Origin of the sequence: Kineosporia sp. NBRC 101677 (genome assembly GCF_030269265.1) — a bacterium.
Lineage (GTDB): Bacteria > Actinomycetota > Actinomycetes > Actinomycetales > Kineosporiaceae > Kineosporia > Kineosporia rhizophila.
In genome coordinates, this window is the sequence record NZ_BSTA01000008.1 from 372997 (window position 1) to 390137 (window position 17141).

General features: G+C 70.0%; 13 protein-coding genes. 11 read left to right on the forward strand and 2 right to left on the reverse strand.

Annotated features, from left to right (window positions below):
* Positions 1-18 precede the first annotated feature (18 nt).
* The 5 genes from QSK18_RS24250 to QSK18_RS24270 all read left to right on the forward strand — a co-directional run bounded on the left by QSK18_RS24250 (position 19) and on the right by QSK18_RS24270 (position 6956).
* Positions 19-1098 carry an alpha/beta fold hydrolase gene (locus tag QSK18_RS24250; protein ID WP_232814251.1) on the forward strand — a complete coding sequence of 360 codons (1080 nt, stop codon included), beginning with the start codon at positions 19-21 and terminating at the stop codon, positions 1096-1098.
* Complete coding sequence (locus tag QSK18_RS24255; RefSeq protein ID WP_232814250.1) at positions 1031-3502, forward strand: phosphoketolase family protein; 2472 nt, start codon at positions 1031-1033, stop codon at positions 3500-3502. Before QSK18_RS24250 ends, QSK18_RS24255 begins: the two co-directional genes overlap by 68 nt.
* Before the next feature lie 4 nt (positions 3503-3506).
* Positions 3507-4604: an acetate/propionate family kinase gene (locus QSK18_RS24260; protein WP_232814249.1), complete on the forward strand. Its 1098-nt coding sequence runs from the start codon at positions 3507-3509 to the stop codon at positions 4602-4604.
* 198 nt (positions 4605-4802) lie between these two features.
* Positions 4803-6017: a hypothetical protein gene (locus QSK18_RS24265; RefSeq protein ID WP_232814248.1), complete on the forward strand. Its 1215-nt coding sequence runs from the start codon at positions 4803-4805 to the stop codon at positions 6015-6017.
* A gap of 201 nt (positions 6018-6218) precedes the next feature.
* Positions 6219-6956: a cold shock domain-containing protein gene (locus QSK18_RS24270; protein WP_232814247.1), complete on the forward strand. Its 738-nt coding sequence runs from the start codon at positions 6219-6221 to the stop codon at positions 6954-6956.
* Here QSK18_RS24270 and QSK18_RS24275 read toward each other — a convergent pair whose 3' ends face one another.
* Positions 6957-9053, reverse strand: coding sequence for an acyltransferase family protein (locus tag QSK18_RS24275; protein WP_285623666.1), 2097 nt, complete (start codon positions 9051-9053; stop codon positions 6957-6959).
* A gap of 118 nt (positions 9054-9171) precedes the next feature.
* Positions 9172-9804, reverse strand: coding sequence for a hypothetical protein (locus QSK18_RS24280; protein WP_232814245.1), 633 nt, complete (start codon positions 9802-9804; stop codon positions 9172-9174).
* Positions 9805-10110: 306 nt separating this feature from the next.
* Here QSK18_RS24280 and QSK18_RS24285 point away from each other — a divergent pair, with 306 nt between their 5' ends.
* From QSK18_RS24285 to QSK18_RS24310, 6 genes are all read left to right on the forward strand, one after another.
* A complete protein-coding gene (locus QSK18_RS24285; RefSeq protein ID WP_232814244.1) occupies positions 10111-11136 on the forward strand; it encodes a polyprenyl synthetase family protein in 1026 nt (341 codons plus the stop codon).
* A gap of 159 nt (positions 11137-11295) precedes the next feature.
* Positions 11296-11853 (forward strand): RNA polymerase sigma factor, encoded by a 558-nt coding sequence (locus QSK18_RS24290; RefSeq protein ID WP_352396622.1) that lies wholly within the window; start codon positions 11296-11298, stop codon positions 11851-11853.
* Positions 11854-11987: 134 nt separating this feature from the next.
* A complete protein-coding gene (locus QSK18_RS24295; protein WP_408624279.1) occupies positions 11988-12602 on the forward strand; it encodes a methylated-DNA--[protein]-cysteine S-methyltransferase in 615 nt (204 codons plus the stop codon).
* 27 nt (positions 12603-12629) lie between these two features.
* Positions 12630-13955, forward strand: a complete 1326-nt coding sequence (locus QSK18_RS24300) for an NAD(P)/FAD-dependent oxidoreductase (RefSeq protein ID WP_285623675.1) — start codon at positions 12630-12632, stop codon at positions 13953-13955.
* Positions 13956-15346: 1391 nt separating this feature from the next.
* Entirely contained in the window at positions 15347-16210 is an 864-nt protein-coding gene (locus QSK18_RS24305; protein WP_285623678.1) for an alpha/beta fold hydrolase, read from the forward strand.
* A 465-nt stretch (positions 16211-16675) separates the two neighbouring features.
* Entirely contained in the window at positions 16676-17002 is a 327-nt protein-coding gene (locus tag QSK18_RS24310; protein ID WP_232814240.1) for a WhiB family transcriptional regulator, read from the forward strand.
* Positions 17003-17141: the final 139 nt, after the last annotated feature.

Sequence of the window (17141 nt, forward strand, 5' to 3'; positions counted from 1 at the left end):
GGCGCCGAGCATTGCGGGGTGTACGTGGACGGGCAGGAAGAGCAGGTGCGGCTCAGCGACGGCGCGATGCTGTGGACCACGTCACGGTGGCGGCCGGCAGCACCCCCGATGGTGCTGCTGCACGGCGGGCCGGGCCTGTGGGACTACCTGGGGCCGGTGGCCGATCTGCTGGAGGAGTTCAGCACACATCGCTACGACCAGCGCGGCTGTGGACGCTCCGGCCCCGTCACCGAGTACCGCCTGGACCAGTACCTCAGCGATTTGGAAGAGCTCCGGCGCCATCACGGCCACGAGCGCTGGACCGTGTTCGGGCACTCGTTCGGGGCGAGCCTGGCCCTGACGTACGCCTCTCGCTACCCGGATCGGGTAGAGGCGGTGATCTACTGCGACGGCGTCGGCCTCGACTGGCCGAGCCATCGCGCGACCTACCACGCCAACGCCAAGGCCCGGCTGACTGCCCAGCAGCAGGCCCGCCTGAGCGAACTGGAGTCCACCGTGCGCACCTGGCCTCAGGAGGTGCAGTGGCGCGCTCTGCGTTGGCTGCCCGACTTCGCTCCCGGCGACTCGGCCGAGCCACTGGCCTACGCGGCCGCAGGCATTGACCTGACGGTGAATTCGGCCTGCAACCAGGCACTCTGGCCGCAGGTTTCCGAGCGGGGCCTGCCTGCGGAACTGGCGGAGTGCGCGGCGGTCGAAACACCCGTGCTGGTGATCCACGGTGCGGCCGACCCTCGTCCTCTGGCCCCGGTCGCCGCACTCGCCGAGGCACTGCCGCAGGGACGGCTGGCCGTGCTGGAGGGTGGCGGGCACCAGCCGTGGCTGGAGCAACCGGCGGCTTTCGCATCAGCGATCCGGCACTGGAGCGTTTCCAGGATGCGCGGGACGCCCGGACCGGAGAAAAGGCCCAACGAGGGGCCGGCAGGTTACGAAAGACCCGTTTGCGGTCCGCCCCAGGTTAGGGAGGATCGAGGCACGCCCCCGGCCCGGCAGGGCCGGGAGACGCCTTCAGATCGAGAGGAGCGGTCCGGCAATGACCGACGCCATGACCGACGAGACGGTGACCAGAGACCCGCTGGCCGGCCAGGAGCCCCTGAGTGAACAGGAACTGGCCGGCATCGACGCCTACTGGCGCGCGGCGAACTACCTGTCCGTGGGCCAGATCTACCTGCTCGACAACCCCCTGCTGAACGAGACACTGGCGCCGGAGCACATCAAGCCCCGCCTGCTCGGCCACTGGGGCACCACCCCGGGCCTGAACCTGATCTACGCGCACATGAACCGCCTGATCAAGCAGCGCGACCTGGACGCCATCTACATCACCGGCCCCGGCCACGGCGGTCCCGGACTGGTGGCGAACGCCTACCTCGAGGGCACCTACAGCGAGGTCTACTCCAGCATCACCCAGGACGATACCGGCCTGCGAAAGCTGTTCCGGCAGTTCTCCTTCCCCGGCGGTATCCCCAGCCACGTGGCCCCGGAGACGCCGGGCTCGATCCACGAGGGCGGCGAGCTGGGCTACGCCCTGGTGCACGGCTACGGCGCGATCTTCGACAACCCCGACCTGATCGCCCTCACGGTGGTCGGCGACGGCGAGGCCGAGACCGGCCCGCTGGCGGCCAGCTGGCACTCGAACAAGTTCGTCGACCCGCGGCGCGACGGTGCGGTGCTGCCGGTGCTGCACCTGAACGGGTACAAGATCGCCAACCCCACGCTGCTCGCCCGGATCCCCGAGAAGCAGCTGGTCTCGCTGATGGAGGGCTACGGCCACAAGCCCTACATCGTGGCCGGTGACGACCCGGCCCAGGTGCACCAGGCCTTCGCCGCCGCGCTGGAGGCCGCGCTCGACGACATCAAGGCGATCCAGACCGCTGCCCGCACCGGTACGGCCGGGGACGAGCCGCCCGCTTGGCCGATGATCGTGCTGCGCACGCCGAAGGGCTGGACCGGGCCCAAGAGTGTGGACGGCCAGAAGGTCGAGGGCACCTGGCGCTCGCACCAGGTGCCGCTGTCGGGCACCCGCACCGACGACGAGCACCGCGCCGAGCTGGAGAAGTGGCTGCGCAGCTACAAACCCGAAGAACTGTTCGGGCCGGACGGCTCGTTGCTGCCGGAGATCGCCGCGCTGGCCCCAGAGGGCGACCGGCGGATGAGCGCCAACCCGCACGCCAACGGCGGTCTGCTCACCCGTGACCTGCGCCTGCCCGACTTCCGCGACTACGCGGTGGACGTGGAGAAGCCGGCCGACGCCACCGGTGAGGCCACCCGTCAGCTGGGCATCTGGCTGCGCGACGTGATGAAGGCCAACCCGGACAACTTCCGGCTGATGGGCCCGGACGAGGTCGCCTCCAACCGGCTCTCGCCGGTGTTCGAGGTCAGCGACCGGGCCTGGAACGCCTCCCGGGTCGAGGGCGACGACCACCTCGACCCGAGCGGCCAGGTGATGGAGGTGCTGTCCGAGCACCTGTGCCAGGGCTGGCTCGAGGGCTACAACCTGACCGGCCGGCACGGCCTGTTCACCTGCTACGAAGCCTTCATCCACATCATCGACGCGATGTTCAACCAGCACGCCAAGTGGCTCAAGACCACCCAGGAGATCCCCTGGCGGCGGCCCATCCCCTCGCTGAACTACCTGCTGACCAGTCACGTCTGGCGTCAGGACCACAACGGCTTCTCGCACCAGGACCCGGGCTTCATCGACCACGTGGTCAACAAGAAGGCCGAGGTCGTGCGGGTGTACCTGCCGCCGGACACGAACACCCTGCTGTCGGTGATGGACCACTGCCTGCGCAGCCGCAACTACGTGAACGTGGTGGTGGCGGGCAAGCAGCCGGCCCTCAACTACCTGACGATGGACGAGGCGATCGCGCACTGCACCCGTGGTCTGGGCATCTGGCCCTGGGCCTCGAACTGCGACGGCGACCCGGACGTGGTGCTGGCCTGCGCCGGCGACATCCCGACCCTGGAGACCCTGGCCGCCGTCGACCTGCTGCGCCAGCACCTGCCCGAGCTCAAGGTCCGGGTGGTCAACGTGGTCGACCTGATGCGCCTGCAGTCGGAGTCCGAGCACCCGCACGGCCTGTCCGACAACGAGTTCGACGCACTGTTCACCCCGGACAAGCCCGTCGTCTTCGCCTACCACGGCTACCCGACGCTGATCCACCGGCTCACCTACCGGCGGCGCAACCACGACAACATCCACGTGCGCGGCTACAAGGAGGAGGGCACCACCACCACGCCGTTCGACATGGTGATGCTCAACGACCTGGACCGGTTCCGGCTGGCGATGGACGTGATCGACCGGGTGCCCTCGCTCGGCAGCAGCCGCGCCCAGCTCCGCCAGCACCTGGACGACCTGCGCATCCAGGCCCGCTCGTACACCCGGGAACACGGTGAGGACGTCCCCGGGATCGCCGACTGGTCGTGGCCCTACAGTGAGGCCGGCAACGCCGGCAGTGCGGCCGACGACACGAGCAGCGGTCCGGACAGCAGGGAGCAGGAGTAACACGATGCGCGTTCTGGTGGTCAACGCCGGCTCGTCGAGCCTGAAGGTACGTCTTCTGGGTGAGGACGACGAGGCGGTCGGGACCGTCGACCTTCCGGCCGACAGCTCCGGCTTCGACACGGCCGAGCTCTCGGCGGCCCTGAAGGAATGGCCGGCGCCCGAGGCGGTGGGCCACCGGATCGTGCACGGCGGCACCCGGTTCAGCGGTCCGGTGCGGATCGACGGTGAGGTCATGGAGCAGCTGCGTGGCCTCACCGCCCTGGCCCCGCTGCACCAGCCCAAGGCGATCGCCGGGCTGGAGGCGGTGGCCGAGATCCTGCCGGACGTACCGGCGGTGGGCTGTTTCGACACTGCCTTCCACACCACGCTCTCGGCCGGGGCCAGTACCTACCCCATCCCGCTGGAGTGGCGGGAGACCCACGACATCCGTCGCTACGGATTCCACGGTCTCTCCCACGCCTACGCCTCGGCCCGCGCGGCCGAACTGGCCGGGCGGCCGCTGTCCGAACTGCGCATCGTGATCTGCCATCTCGGCGCCGGAGCCTCGCTCAGTGCGGTGGCCGGGGGCGTCAGCGTGGACACGACGATGGGCTTCACCCCGCTCGAGGGTCTGGTCATGGCCACCCGGTCGGGCACGGTCGACCCGGGCCTGGTGCTGTGGCTGCAGGAGCAGGCCGGGATGTCGGCGAAGGACGTCCAGCACGGGCTCGAGCGGGTCGGTGGCCTCACGGCCCTGGCCGGCACGGCGGACATGCGTGAGGTGGAGGCCGGGGTCAGGGCCGGTGACGAACGGGCCGGGCTGGCGCTCGACGTGTACATCCACCGGCTGCGGGCCTCGATCGGCTCGATGATGGCTTCGGCCGGCGGGCTCGACCTGCTGGTGTTCACCGGTGGGGTGGGCGAGAACAGCGCGCTGGTGCGGCGCCGGATCACCGAGGACCTGGGCTGGGCCGGGGTCGCGGTGGACCAGGACGTGAACGCCCGCACGCGGGGTGAGGACCAGGAGATCAGCGGTCCGGACGCCAAGGTGAGGACGTTTGTGGTCACCGCCCGCGAGGATCTCCAGATCGCCGGTGAGGTCCGGAAACTGCTTGGTCAGTAACCCGGTTCGACCAGCTGCCGCGGGGCGGAGTGCGCGATCGGCGCGTTCCGCCCCGCGGCACTTTTGTCCCAGCCGAACAGCCGAATCTCCCCAGTCCCAGGCGTCCAGGGCGTGTCGATGCCGCAGACATCACTGTGCGTCGAGAAAATGACACATCTTGAAGCAGGGTGTAGTCACAACGCCTGAGGGGGCCTTCGCGTGATCGACGTGGACGTGCTGTCGACCGCCGCCGGCCTGCAGGAGTTCGACGCTGCGACGCTGGCCGAGTACTGCCACACCGACGAAGAGCGGGTGATGCTGGTGCTCGACGAGCATCCCGACCTCTTCGCCAAGCGGATCGCCCGCCATCAGGCGCAGCCCACCTCACCGCGCTACCGGGTGCTGCATCCGGACGCGCTGGCCCGGCGGATCTCCTCGTTCGCCAAGACCCCGGACTTCGCGCCTTCACCACTGTTCGAGCAGGCCCAGCCGACGCCGGCCCCGCGCCCGCCCGTCGCCCGCAAGGCCGAACCCGTTCCCGCTGCCCCGGTTCCGGCCGTGCTCGAGGCCCCTCCGGAACCGCCGCAGCCCCGCCGCACCCGCCCTCGGGGAACGCGTTCGGCGCCGCGCCCGCGTCGGCCCGAGCGTGGGGACCAGGTCGCACCCCGCTTCACGCAGGGCGGTTTCACCAGCGGTGGCTACACGAGCGGCGGTTACTCGTCAGCCGGAAGGTCAGCACCACGCACGGCTGTGAGCGCAGCCCCCACCGAAGCAGCACCTCCCCCGCGCCCGAAGGCGAGCCCAAGGACGTCTTCAAACAAGACTCAGCCGCGCAATCCCGCCCCCTGGAACCGGCCCCCTGCGCAAGCCGCGCGGCCCCCGCGCCGACAGCCAACCCCGGGCCAACCGCAGCTACCCCAGCTCGGCGCGCCAAACGTCCGTAATCCCACCGGCCCCCAACAGACGGTCTCCCCCGCCCGCGCTCATGAGCTTGCCGAGGCCGACGACGCCCCGCGCGAGCACGCCGAGCTCGACCGGCTGGAAGTCATCCACGGCCGGGACCCCGAGCCCGACCCCCGCATCACGCACGCCGAGAACACGCTGCTGGCCTGTGCCCGGGAATCGGACCCCCAGGCGCGGCACGCGCTGGCGTCCGCGGCGATGAGTGCTCTGAGCGAGTGCGTGCCGAACTTACGCAAGGGCGGAGAACTGCACACCGCCGCTCTTCCGCCGCGCCTGCGCTTCGCTTTGACGCTGGCCACGCTCACGCTGATCGAGAGCACCGGGCAGCCGATCGCCCGGAAACTCCTGATCTCCGCCTACGACGACGCGACTGCTGCGGCACAGGCGTTTCTCCCGCCCCACCAGGCTGATCTGATCTCACGATTCCGGGCTCTTGCCTCAGGCCGTTCGGGGGATTTCCCACCCGCCTGAACATCATCCGCAAGATCGTTGACATCGTTATACCCACCGATACTCGCGGGTCATTTCCGGCTCTTCCCGGCGCGTTCTCGCAACCCTCCTGACCTGGCATTCTGTTATCTGGAAGAGTGTCTCAGGAGCGATTTCGCGAGCCGTGGATCCGCTATTATCGACCACCTCGCGTTCGGCGATGACGAGAAGGATGCGACTGCTGTGGCGACAGGAAAGATACTGCGGTTCGACGAAATTCGTGGATACGGCTTCATTGCTCCGGACTCCGGGGGTGAAGACGTCTTTCTGCATGCCAACGCGCTGCTCGCAGAAAAACACCAGTACCACCCCGGAGTTCCCGTCGAGTTCGACGTGATCGAGGGCGAGCGCGGGCTCAAGGCCACCGGTGTGCGCGTGATCAAGGGCCGGGCGGGCTCACCCACCCCGGCCAACGGCGTCACGAAACCTCAGGCACCCCAGGCGGCACAGACGTCCTCTGTCACCCCCGCCGCCGTGCCCACGCCCCCCACCGGCCCCTCCCCGGCAACCATGCCGGGCAGCCCCGTCAAACCGCTGCCCTCACCCGCGGTCCAGGCCGCGGCCACCCACGGGCCCGCCATACAGCCCCAGCAGGCGATTGCCGCGCACTCCTCCGCGGCGCAACCGCACGCGAGCAACGGGGCCTCTCCGTCCTCGTCGGTGGCCACTGTCGCCCCGCCCGTGCCTACCCCGGCCACCGTGGCGGCTGCCGCCACCCACGGCGCCCCCGCCATCGCACCGCAGCGCTCGGCCAACGGGTCCGAACGCGCTGCGCGCGAGACGGTGTCGGCCGACGCTCTGGGCAGCGAACTGGTGGAGCTGTGCCTGGAGTCGGTGCCGAGCATGACCGGCGCGCAGATCACCCAGCTGCGTAGTGCGGTGGTGACGATGGCGCGGCGGCACGGCTGGGTGAACGAGTGATCACTTCAGCTTGATCCGCTCGGCCAGGATCGGCGCCAGCGTCTTGGTGTAGGCCGTGGTCACGTGGCTGTCGTCGAGGTAGACGAGGGTGTTGCCGACCACCACGGGGCAGCCCTTGGGGGCGCAGAACCACGGCATCGGGTCGACCGCGGTGCCCCCGATGTCCTCGATCATGTCCTTGATCATCTGCCTGCGGTCGGGCGCGGTGGTGGCCTGGCGCTCCGTGGCCGCGCACTCGGAGATCTCGGTGGGCTTGGTGGACAGGCACTCCGGCACGTTCACCGCGGGCCAGGCACTGTCGTCCAGGTAGACCACCTTGGCGCCGGAGCGCTGGACCGCCTCGGCGTTACGGCGCCAGCCGTCCACCCAGCGCTCGTCCTGCGAGCCCTTGCCGTTCAGCGCCTCGCCGCCGTCCGCGTTGGCCGACATCACCACCAGCTCGGGCTTCATCTCCTGGATCCGGGCGATCATGTTCTTGCGCCACTCGATGCACTCGTTGTAGTTCCGCTTCACCAGTTCCAGGTAGATCGTCACGTCGGCGGCGGTGCAGGCGCTCTTGGTGAAACTGGCGAAGCGCCAGTGCCGTTCCTTGGCGATCTTGTCCAGGGCCGGCCACCACTGCGCGGCGTGCGAGTCGCCGAGCAGGACCACCTGCTTCTTGCCCTTGGGGTCGCCGAAGCTCTCGCAGGAGCGCGGGGCGGTGACGCCTTCGAGCTCGCGGTGGCACCCGTTGTGGTAGACGGGCGGGAGGTCGCGCGCGGCGTTCTTGAGCGTCGGGGTGAGGTTCTTGGGCAGCTCGTCGTTCTCCATCGCCGCGTTCAGCTTCTTCTCCAGCTGCTTCTCCCGCGCGGTGGCACTGCCGGTGAGTTCCAGCTTGCCCGCATTGACGGTGCCGGTGGGGGTGCGGTCGGGGAACACCGGCAGCAGAAGGGAGAACACCGCGGCCACGGCCATCAGGCCCACGCCGGTGATCGCGTTGCGGCCCCAGCCCTCGCGCTCGCGGCCCAGCTCGTGCAGGGGGCGCTCGATCATCGCGAAGCTGAGCACGGCCAGCAGGTAGGCGAACCCGGCCGCGGCCAGCTTCCCGGGTACCTCCAGCTCCTCGTCCAGCACGAACGGGGCGATCAGCAGCACCGGCCAGTGCCAGAGGTACCAGGAGTAGGAGCGGGCGCCGATCGCCTTCAGCACACCGTGGCTGAGCAGCCGGCCACTGGCCGCCCGGCCCGCGGCGATCACCACGAAGGCGCCGAGCACCGGCAGTGCGGCGTGATGGCCGGGGAAGGGGGTGCGGTCGTCGAACATCATCGCCGCGGCCACGATCGCCACCAGACCGCCCAGGCGAAGCAGCGTGGCCAGGGCGTCGGGCAGGCGGGGCGTGTGCGGCAGGCCCAGCGCGAGCAGCGCACCCACGCCCAGCTCCCAGGCCCGGGTAGGCGCACCGAAGTAGGCCCAGACCCCGTTGCTGCCGGTGGAGGCCACCGACCAGGCGAACGAGGCCGCAGTGATCACCGCGACCAGGGCCACGAAGGCCGACTTGCGCCGCAGCAGCACCGCGGTCGCCATCAGCAGCAGCGGGATGACCAGGTAGAACTGCTCCTCCACGGCGAGCGACCAGAAGTGCTGCAGCGGAGAGGGCATCTCGCCCTCACCGCTGTACTCGGTGCCGGTCGCGGCCAGCCGGTAGTTCAGCACGTAGCCGGTGGCGGCCAGACCGTCGGTGGCGATGTCCTTCAGCCGCACCGAGGGCAGCCACCACCAGGCCGCCAGCAGCGTGGCAACGATGGTCAGGGTGGCCGCGGGCAACAGGCGCATCGCGCGACGGGCGTAGAACCGGCCGATGTGCAGCCGGCCGGTGGTCTCCACCTCACGCGCCAGGTGACCGGTGATCAGGAAGCCGGAGATGACGAAGAAGACGTCGACCCCGACGTAGCCACCGCTGACCGCGTTGATCCCGCAGTGGTAGAGCACCACCAGGATGATCGCCACCGCGCGCAGACCCTCGATGTCCGGGCGGAACTCGGGGCGGGCCGTCCGGGGCTGGGGGTCGATCTTCTCGGGTGCGAGTGTCGTCCCGAGGACCGTCGATGCGAGAGGCACCCAGTGGGTATCGACACCGTGGGCCGTGGCCTGAGCATCAACGGAGGGCTGTTCTCTGGGCCTTCCGGGTGATGCTCCTGCTTAAGGGTTCAAGTTCGGGCGGCACCGGACGGGTGAGTCAGGGCGCCAGCGCCAAAGTGCGCTTCTGCACCTCGATGTGGGCACCCTGGGAGGTCAGCGAGCGTGCTCCCTCGGCCTGGTTCACGCCCACCTCGTCGGCGAATCCGGCGTTGTGCGCAACCACCTCACCAGCGAAGGTCACCTCGTCACCGCGCTCCACGTGGTAGGTCGACTCCGGCGGCCGCCCGGTCAGCTGCACCCAGATCCGGTCGTTCGCCCTACCCACCCAGAACCCCTCGTCGGCGACCACCGACTGCACCGGGATCCCCCGGGCGGTCGCCCGCTGCCCGACGTAGGCCGCCAGGTCACTGCTGTCACCCGAGAGCGGCAAGATCTGGTCGCCGGCCGCGTAGACCGTGTTCGCCGGCTGGCCGGTGACCCGGGTGGGAGCGGGCGCCGGCTCGTCCTCTTCCTCGTCGTCCTCGTCGGTCTCGTCCGCCGGGGCCTCGTCGTCGTAGGGCACTTCGGCAGCGCCGGCGTAGGGCAGCGCGGGGTTGGTGGTGCCGGTCGGGCCGACGTCGACCGAGCCCTCGATGTCCCCCTGGCCGCCGTATCCGCGCGCGAGCAGCACCACGATGGCGACCAGCGCGAAGAGCACGATGAACAGCCAGCCCCGACTGATGGAGTTCACTTCGGCATCGAACCATGTCGGAGGACCGGACGCATACGTAACGGGCGCTGCGGACTGCGCGCATACCGGTCCGGCAATGCCCCGGAAATTTGTCGGCGTCCGAGCAATCCGGCCGCCCGTCCGCACCGAACCTGCGCGGGAGGTGCGTATGAATGTCTTTGAGCGGAGTTGTGGGCCCTGTCAACAGGCGGGACCACGGTGTGCGAGCAACCCTGAACGGGTTGCTCACGGAACTCCGGATGATCAACGGACGTTTGGCTGCACTCCGCGTCACGGTTCCCCATCAGCGCCGCAGGAGGCTCCGGTATGAGCATTGAGGCAGCAGCATCCGTTCCCCCCGCCCTCAATCGCACCCGTGCTCTGGTGGAACCCGCGATGCGGGAGGCGGTGGCGCGGCTGGACCCGGCGAACCGGTCCATCACCGAGTACCACCTGGGCTGGACCGAGGCCGATGGAACGCCCCGCGAGGGTACGGCGGGCAAGGCGGTGCGGCCCACCGTGGTGATGCTGGCGGCCCAGGCCTGTTCGGCGGGGGCCGAGGCTGCGTTGCCCGGAGCTGTCTCGGTGGAGCTGGTGCACAACTTCTCCCTGATCCACGACGACGTGATGGACGGCGACACCGAGCGTCGGCACCGGCCCACGGTCTGGGCGCTGTGGGGTGTGCCGGCGGCCATCCTGACCGGCGATGCGCTGTTGAATCTGGCTCAGGAGGTGCTGCTGCCCAGCGACTCCCGGGCCTCCGCGGCGCTCGGCCGGGCGGTGCGTGAGCTGATCCGGGGGCAGACCGAAGACCTGGCCTTCGAGCGGCGCAGCTGGATCGAGCTGGACGAGTGCCGGGCCATGGCGGCGGGCAAGACGGGCGCGCTGTTGTCGGCCAGTGCGCGGATCGGCGGCCTGTTGGGTGGGGGCGACGAGAAAATGGTGGACGCTCTGGGCGCCTATGGCGCGCACGTCGGGATGGCCTTCCAACTGGTGGACGACGTGCTGGGCATCTGGGGCGACGCAGCGGTGACCGGCAAGCCCGTGCTGTCGGACCTGCGTACCCGGAAGAAGTCGCTGCCGGTCACCTACGTGCTGAGCGCCGGTGGGGCGCCGGCCCGGGCGGTGGTGGACTGGCTGGGTTCGAGCGAACCGGAAGGCGGGCCGGCCGAGGCCGAACTCGAGCGGGTGGCCGGTGTGCTGGCCGATGCCGGTGGGCGGGACTGGGCGCTCTCCGAGGCCGAGCGCGAGGTGGAGAAGGCGAACCAGGCCCTGGAGTCGGTGCCGATGGAGCAGTCGGTCCGCGACGAGCTGATGGACCTGACCCGTTTCCTGACCGCGCGGCAGGTCTGACGGGTTTCCCCGCCGTCCGCCACGGGCAGCGTCAGCTGGAACCCGCTCCGGCTGATGCTGCCCGGCCTCGTCCAGAGCTGATTGCAGCCCTGCATCCGCGTCTCCGGAAAAGTTTGCCCGCCGACCTCACATCCGCGGTGCTGCCCGCGTTTACCTAGTGTGAAGCGAGAACCCTTCGAGAGCGTGGTCGAACGCCATGGCCCCACGGTCCTGCGGGTCTGCCGCGCCGTCGTGGGGCCCGTCGCCGCCGACGATGCCTGGTCAGAAACCTTCCTGGCCGCGCTGCAGGCCTATCCCGGCCTCCAGCCCGACAGCAATGTCGAGGCCTGGCTGGTCACCATCGCGCACCGCAAGGCCGTCGACCAGTTGCGCCACCTCTCCCGGGGGCCGGTGCCGGTGGCCCAGGCGCACGCGGGCAACGATCCGCCCGAGCACCCCGAACCGGTAGACGAGGTCGCTCTCGGGCAGGCCCTCGCACAAGGGCTGGACGGAGCCCTGGCGTCCCTCCCGCACCAGGCCGATGCCCTCGATCCCTGGCCGGCCGTGCTCGCCCTGCCCCTGCGGCAACGCCAGGCCGTGGCGTACCACCACGTGGCCGGGCTGCCCTATGCCGATGTGGCGGCCCTGCTCAACTGCTCGGTCGTGGCCGCCCGTCGCGCCGCCTCCGACGGCATCGCCGCACTGCGCAGCATCCTTCAGCCCCAGGAGACGTCATGACCAAGACCGCGAAGCTCTGGCCGCCCTTCTTCCCCGGGCTGGCCGAGCGCCTCGAACAGGAGAAGGTGGCAGCCACCATGCCCGACAGTTCTACGCCTGAGCAGGCGGCCGAGATCAGCGTGCTCGAGCAGGCCCTGACCGACTTCCTCGATCGCGGCCTGGCCGAGGGCGGCGAGGGGGTCGCCGACCACCAGAGCCGGCTGCGCGCTCGTCTGGCCCACGCCGCCGGTGAGCGGGGCCTGCTCGACGTGGTCTACCGCACCATCGACACCGAGCTCGGCCCGCTGCTGCTGGCCGCCACACCGGTGGGCCTGGTGCGGGTGGCCTACGCCGTCGAGGGGCACGACCAGGTGCTGGCCGACCTGGCCGAGCGCATCGGCCCGCGGCTCCTGCACGCCCCCGAGCGCCTCGACCAGGCCGCCCAGCAGATCGGTGAATACCTGCGCGGCGACCGGCACAGTTTCGACCTCCCACTCGATCTGAGCCTGGCCAGCGGCTTCCGGCACACGGTGCTGGCCCATCTGCAGGCCATCGCCTACGGCAGCACCGCCAGCTACGCCACGGTGGCCGCCGCCGCGGGCAGCCCGCGGGCCGTCCGCGCCGTCGGCACGGCCTGCGCCCGTAACCCGCTGCCGGTGGTGGTGCCCTGCCACCGGGTCGTCCGCAGCGACGGCAGCATGGGGCAGTACGTCGGGGGCGTTACTGCCAAGCAGGCCCTGTTGCGGCTGGAAGCATCGCAGGCGGCGTAGAACCGATAAGCCGCATAGGGTCGTCCCATGATCACCGATGCTGCTTTCGCCCAGCGCCGGCGCGCCAGAATCATCGTCGTCGGAGCGGGCTTCGCCGGTTTCGAGGCCGCCCGCGGGCTGAGTCGGCTCGCGGGCGAGTCGGCCGAGATCGTGCTGATCAACCCGACGAACTACTTCCTCTACCTTCCGCTGCTGCCCGAGGTCGCGGCCGGCACCCTCGACCCCCGACGTATCGCGGTGTCCCTCTCCCGGGCCCTGCCCAAGGTGCGGCTGGTGCTGGGGTCGATCGAGAGCGTCGATCTGCAGGCCCGCACCCTGACCTACGTCGATGCCGAGAAGCGTTCCGGCACCCTCGGTTACGACCGGCTGGTCATGGCCGCCGGCAGCGTCAACAAGCTGCTGCCGGTGCCGGGCATCAGCGAGTACGCGCACGGCTTCCGGGGCATTCCCGAGGCCGTCTACCTCCGCGACCACATCACCCGCCAGATCGCGCTCGCCGACACCACGGAAGACCGGGCCGAGCGCGACCAGCGCAGCACGTTCGTGGTGGTCGGGGCCGGTTACACCGGCACCGAGGTGGCCGCCCAGGGCCCGCTCATCACCGACGTCCTGCTCGGCGACCGGCCGCGCCTGGCCGGGCAGAAGGCCCGCTGGCTGCTGCTCGACACCGCCGAGCGGGTTCTGCCCACCCTCGACCGGCGCCTCTCCGAGGCCTCCGACAAGGTGCTACGGCAGCGCGGGGTCGAGGTGCTGATGGGCATCTCGGTGAAAGAGGCTACAGCAGAAGGCGTTCACCTCACCAACGGCGACTTCGTCCCCACCCGCACCCTGATCTGGTGCGTCGGCGTGCGCCCCGACCCGGTCGTCAGCGGCCTCGACCTCCCCCTCGAGAAGGGCCGCCTGGTGGTCGACGAATACCTCAACGTGCCAGGGCATCCCGAGCTCTTCGCCGCCGGGGACATCGCGGCCGTGCCCGACCTCACCCGGCCCGGCGAGGTCACCGCCATGACCGCGCAGCACGCCACCCGACAGGGCAAACTCGCCGCCCATAACGTCGCCGCCTCGTTCGGGCAGGGCGAGCGCCGCCCCTACAAGCACCACGACCTCGGCTTCGTGGTCGACCTCGGCGGCACCCAGGCCGCGGCCAACCCCCTGCAGATCCCCCTGGCCGGCCTCCCCGCCAAGGCCGTCACCCGCGGCTACCACCTGCTCTCAATGCCAGGCAACCGCGTCCACACCGCCAGCGAGTGGGCCCTCAACACCCTGCTGACCCGAGAATCGGCCGAACTGGGCCTGGTCCGCGGCAACGCCGTCCCCCTCGACTCCGACTCCCCCGAGATCCCGCGCTACTGAACCAACTCCCCCCCGGACACCAGCTTCGACCCCACCCCGGGCACCAGCTTCGATACCCATCCAGGACCAGGACCCGGACCTGCCGACCCAGGCCGACATTGAGGCCCTACCCGGCAGCGCGGCGGCAGGTCGGCGTTCAGGCGGGCCCGGGCCCGGGTGGCGCGGGTTTCGTTCCAGGGATGCAGGAAGGGGCTCTTGGCCCGGCCCGCGGGCCAAGAGCCCATCACACGCGAACCTTCACACGCGGATCTCGATGCCCGAAATACCTGACCTGCTCTCGGCCCGATCTGACCGATCCGCAGTGACTGGTCCGGAATACCTGCGTCCCTTGCAGCAGGCCATGGGCAGGGCACAGGACCGAGCGGGCGCCGCCCGCGGCCGGCCAGCGCGCCGCCCCTCAGCCGCGGCCGGCCCGTCTCCCGGCCCCGTCTCCGAACTCACCTTCCCGGCCCGCAGTGGAGCCGGGGTGTGTCGCAGCCGGAAAGCCCCACCCACAGCGCCTCCCGACTGATGGCGAGGGAGGCCCCACGCACGTAAAGGGCCTCGGACCGGTCCAGGCCCGAGGAGGAAAGTGCGCGGACCCTCGAGCCCGGGACCAGTCGGGGGCCAGGAGACAAGGTGCGCGCGGATCCTCGTGCAACATGTACCGCTTGCGCTCCTCGTCGGAGGCCAGTCGCTGCCTCGCACACACCGCAAAGTGGCCGACCGCCGCCGCGACCACGTCGACCCCGTCGGCCCCATCTCCCGGTCCCTCGCCCCCACCCCTGGTCTCTGGCCTCTCGCCCCGCTGTCCTCACCCTCGCTCTCCCGCCCACGGGCCCCTAACCCGGTCCCGCGCCCACGGGTTCTTCAACCCCGTTCTCCCGCCCACAGGTCCCTCACCCCGCCCCGCTCTTCCGCCTCCGGCCCCTCGCCACTGGTCTCCCGACATGCTCCCGCCCCACGGGTCCCTCGCCCACGGGTCCCGCGCCCACGGGTCCCGCGCCCACGGGTTTCTCGCCCACGGGTTCCTCACCCCCGGTTCTTCGCCCCGGTCCCTTACCCACGGCTCCCGGTCAGGCCGGTATGCAGCCCGCGGTCGCCACAGGACGACGTGTACATCGTGTACACCTGGTACCAGGTGAACCAGATGCACACTTTGGCGTCCAGCCCGCACCCCTGGCCTGGCTGCTGTGGGCTGGCCCGGTCCAGGGATCAGCGTCGCAGCGAGAAGGTTGCGTAGTGGTGGCTTGTACGGTCGGCGGCCGCTGGATCGGCGACTGTCATCCGCTTCCAGGTGCGAGTCGCCGGACCAAGGAGCCGCTGAGGCACGGTTCCTTTCCCCATCCATGCCAACCTGGGCCGACCGTTCACCCCTGGCCCTGGCCTGCCCGCCAAGTAACGTCCTGGCCGTGGATACCGTGATCAGCCCGGTCGACGGCACGCGCATTGCGTACCGCACCTTCCCCCGCGACCTCAGTCCGCAGGGTGGCGCCCAGCCGGCCAGCTCCGTCTCCAGTTCGTCCGGCTCCCCCAGTGGCTCCCCCTCCCCCGCTGCCCCCACCGTCCTGATGTCTCACGGCACTGCCCTCTCCCAAGCCATCTGGCGGGGCTTCGGGTATGTCCGCGAGCTCACCAAGACGCACAACGTGATCACCGTGGATCTTCGGGGGCACGGGCGTAGCGAGGGGCCGCACCATGAAAGCGCCTATGGCATGGAGGCCTTTGTCGCCGATCTGGTCGCTGTGCTGGACCGGACCGAAACGAGCGTGACCGATTACGTCGGCTACTCGCTCGGCGGGCGGGTCGGATTCTCGCTCGCTGCCGCGCATCCTTCGCGCCTGAATCGATTCGTCAGCATCGCCGGAGCGCCGAGCACGGCCGAGGGCGCCTTCGACCGGGTCTTCTTCCCCGGCTGCATCGCGTCACTGCAGGAAGGCGGCATGACCGGGTTCCTCGAGGGCTGGCAGGCCTGGACCGGGCAGCCCCTGGACAAGGCCACCGTGCACGCCTTCAAGGCCAACGACGCCAAGGCCCTGGCCGCGTACATGGCCGGTTCGGAAAACGATCCAGGGGTGGACGACGAAACGCTTCAGGGTCTGACGCTGCCCACTCTGATGATCGTGGGCTCGCTGGACGAGGAGCGGCTGCGCTCGGCCGAACACGTCCGAAAAGTACTGCCGGACGCCGAGCTTCTGGTGGTGGAGGGGGCCGGCCACGGGAGCATCCTGCGTGAGCCCAGCACGCTGAGCCGTCTGGCCGGCTTCCTGCGCTGACGCGATGCAGCCGTCGGAACGCTGAAGCGATTCGCCCATCCGGGACGAATCGCTTCAGCGGCAGATCACGAAAGGGCAGCGGAACCGTTTCAGACAGTCGACACGCCGGTGAATCGCTTCGCTCCGAAGGTGTTCGTGCACCACTCCCGACAAACCGTTGCACCGCTTCGGCAGGCGTGAACAACCTGGTTCAGCGCGTGAAGCAAGTGGTTCACGGGGCCGCCCACGGATCCGCGAGACCAGCGTTTCCGCAGGTCAGAGCCCATCTCCGAGGAGGCGGCCCGGTACTTGAACAACCCGCTACCGGGCCGTCGCAGACGAACCGCTTCAGGACGGGTCCGGCCACCTTGAAGTACTCGTGAACAAGTTTCGGAGCGAAGGGCTTGAACAATGGCTGACTCGGTTAGTAAGGTTCAAGCACCCGATCGGCCGAGGGGCCGATCACCGCAGCACCCGGAGGATCTGATGGCCGAGCTCTCCCGTCTCCCCGTTCCCGTCGCCGACGTCTGGGAGTGGCAGTACCAGGGTGCGTGCCGCGAGGCCGACCCCCAGCTCTTCTTCCACCCCGAGGGTGAGCGTGGCCCGGCCCGTCACAAGCGTGATGCTGCTGCGGTCGCCGTCTGCGCCGGCTGCCCGGTGATTCAGCAGTGCCGCGAGCACGGCCTGTCGGTCCGTGAGCCGTACGGCGTGTGGGGCGGCCTGACCGAGGAAGACCGTGAGGCCATCTACCTGGCCGAGCGCAAGGAGCGTCGCGAAGCCCGCAAGACCGCTCAGCTGCGCGAAGCCAGCTGAAGCACAAGGCAACTGAACAACCAGCAGATCCTCCGCGAACTGCACCAGCACCACCAGCTCAACCAGTTCCTCCGAAACACCAGCACCACCGGCGCTTTCGAGACAGCCGAGTCGAGCCCTCACCGCAGGGCCGCACCAG

Excerpts from the sequence above, each read along its gene's own strand:
- QSK18_RS24255 (WP_232814250.1), top strand. The coding sequence starts at position 1,031 with ATGACCGACGCCATGACCGACGAGACGGTGACCAGAGACCCGCTGGCC.
- QSK18_RS24260 (WP_232814249.1), top strand. The coding sequence starts at position 3,507 with ATGCGCGTTCTGGTGGTCAACGCCGGCTCGTCGAGCCTGAAGGTACGT.
- QSK18_RS24285 (WP_232814244.1), top strand. The coding sequence starts at position 10,111 with ATGAGCATTGAGGCAGCAGCATCCGTTCCCCCCGCCCTCAATCGCACC.
- QSK18_RS24300 (WP_285623675.1), top strand. The coding sequence starts at position 12,630 with ATGATCACCGATGCTGCTTTCGCCCAGCGCCGGCGCGCCAGAATCATC.
- QSK18_RS24310 (WP_232814240.1), top strand. The coding sequence starts at position 16,676 with ATGGCCGAGCTCTCCCGTCTCCCCGTTCCCGTCGCCGACGTCTGGGAG.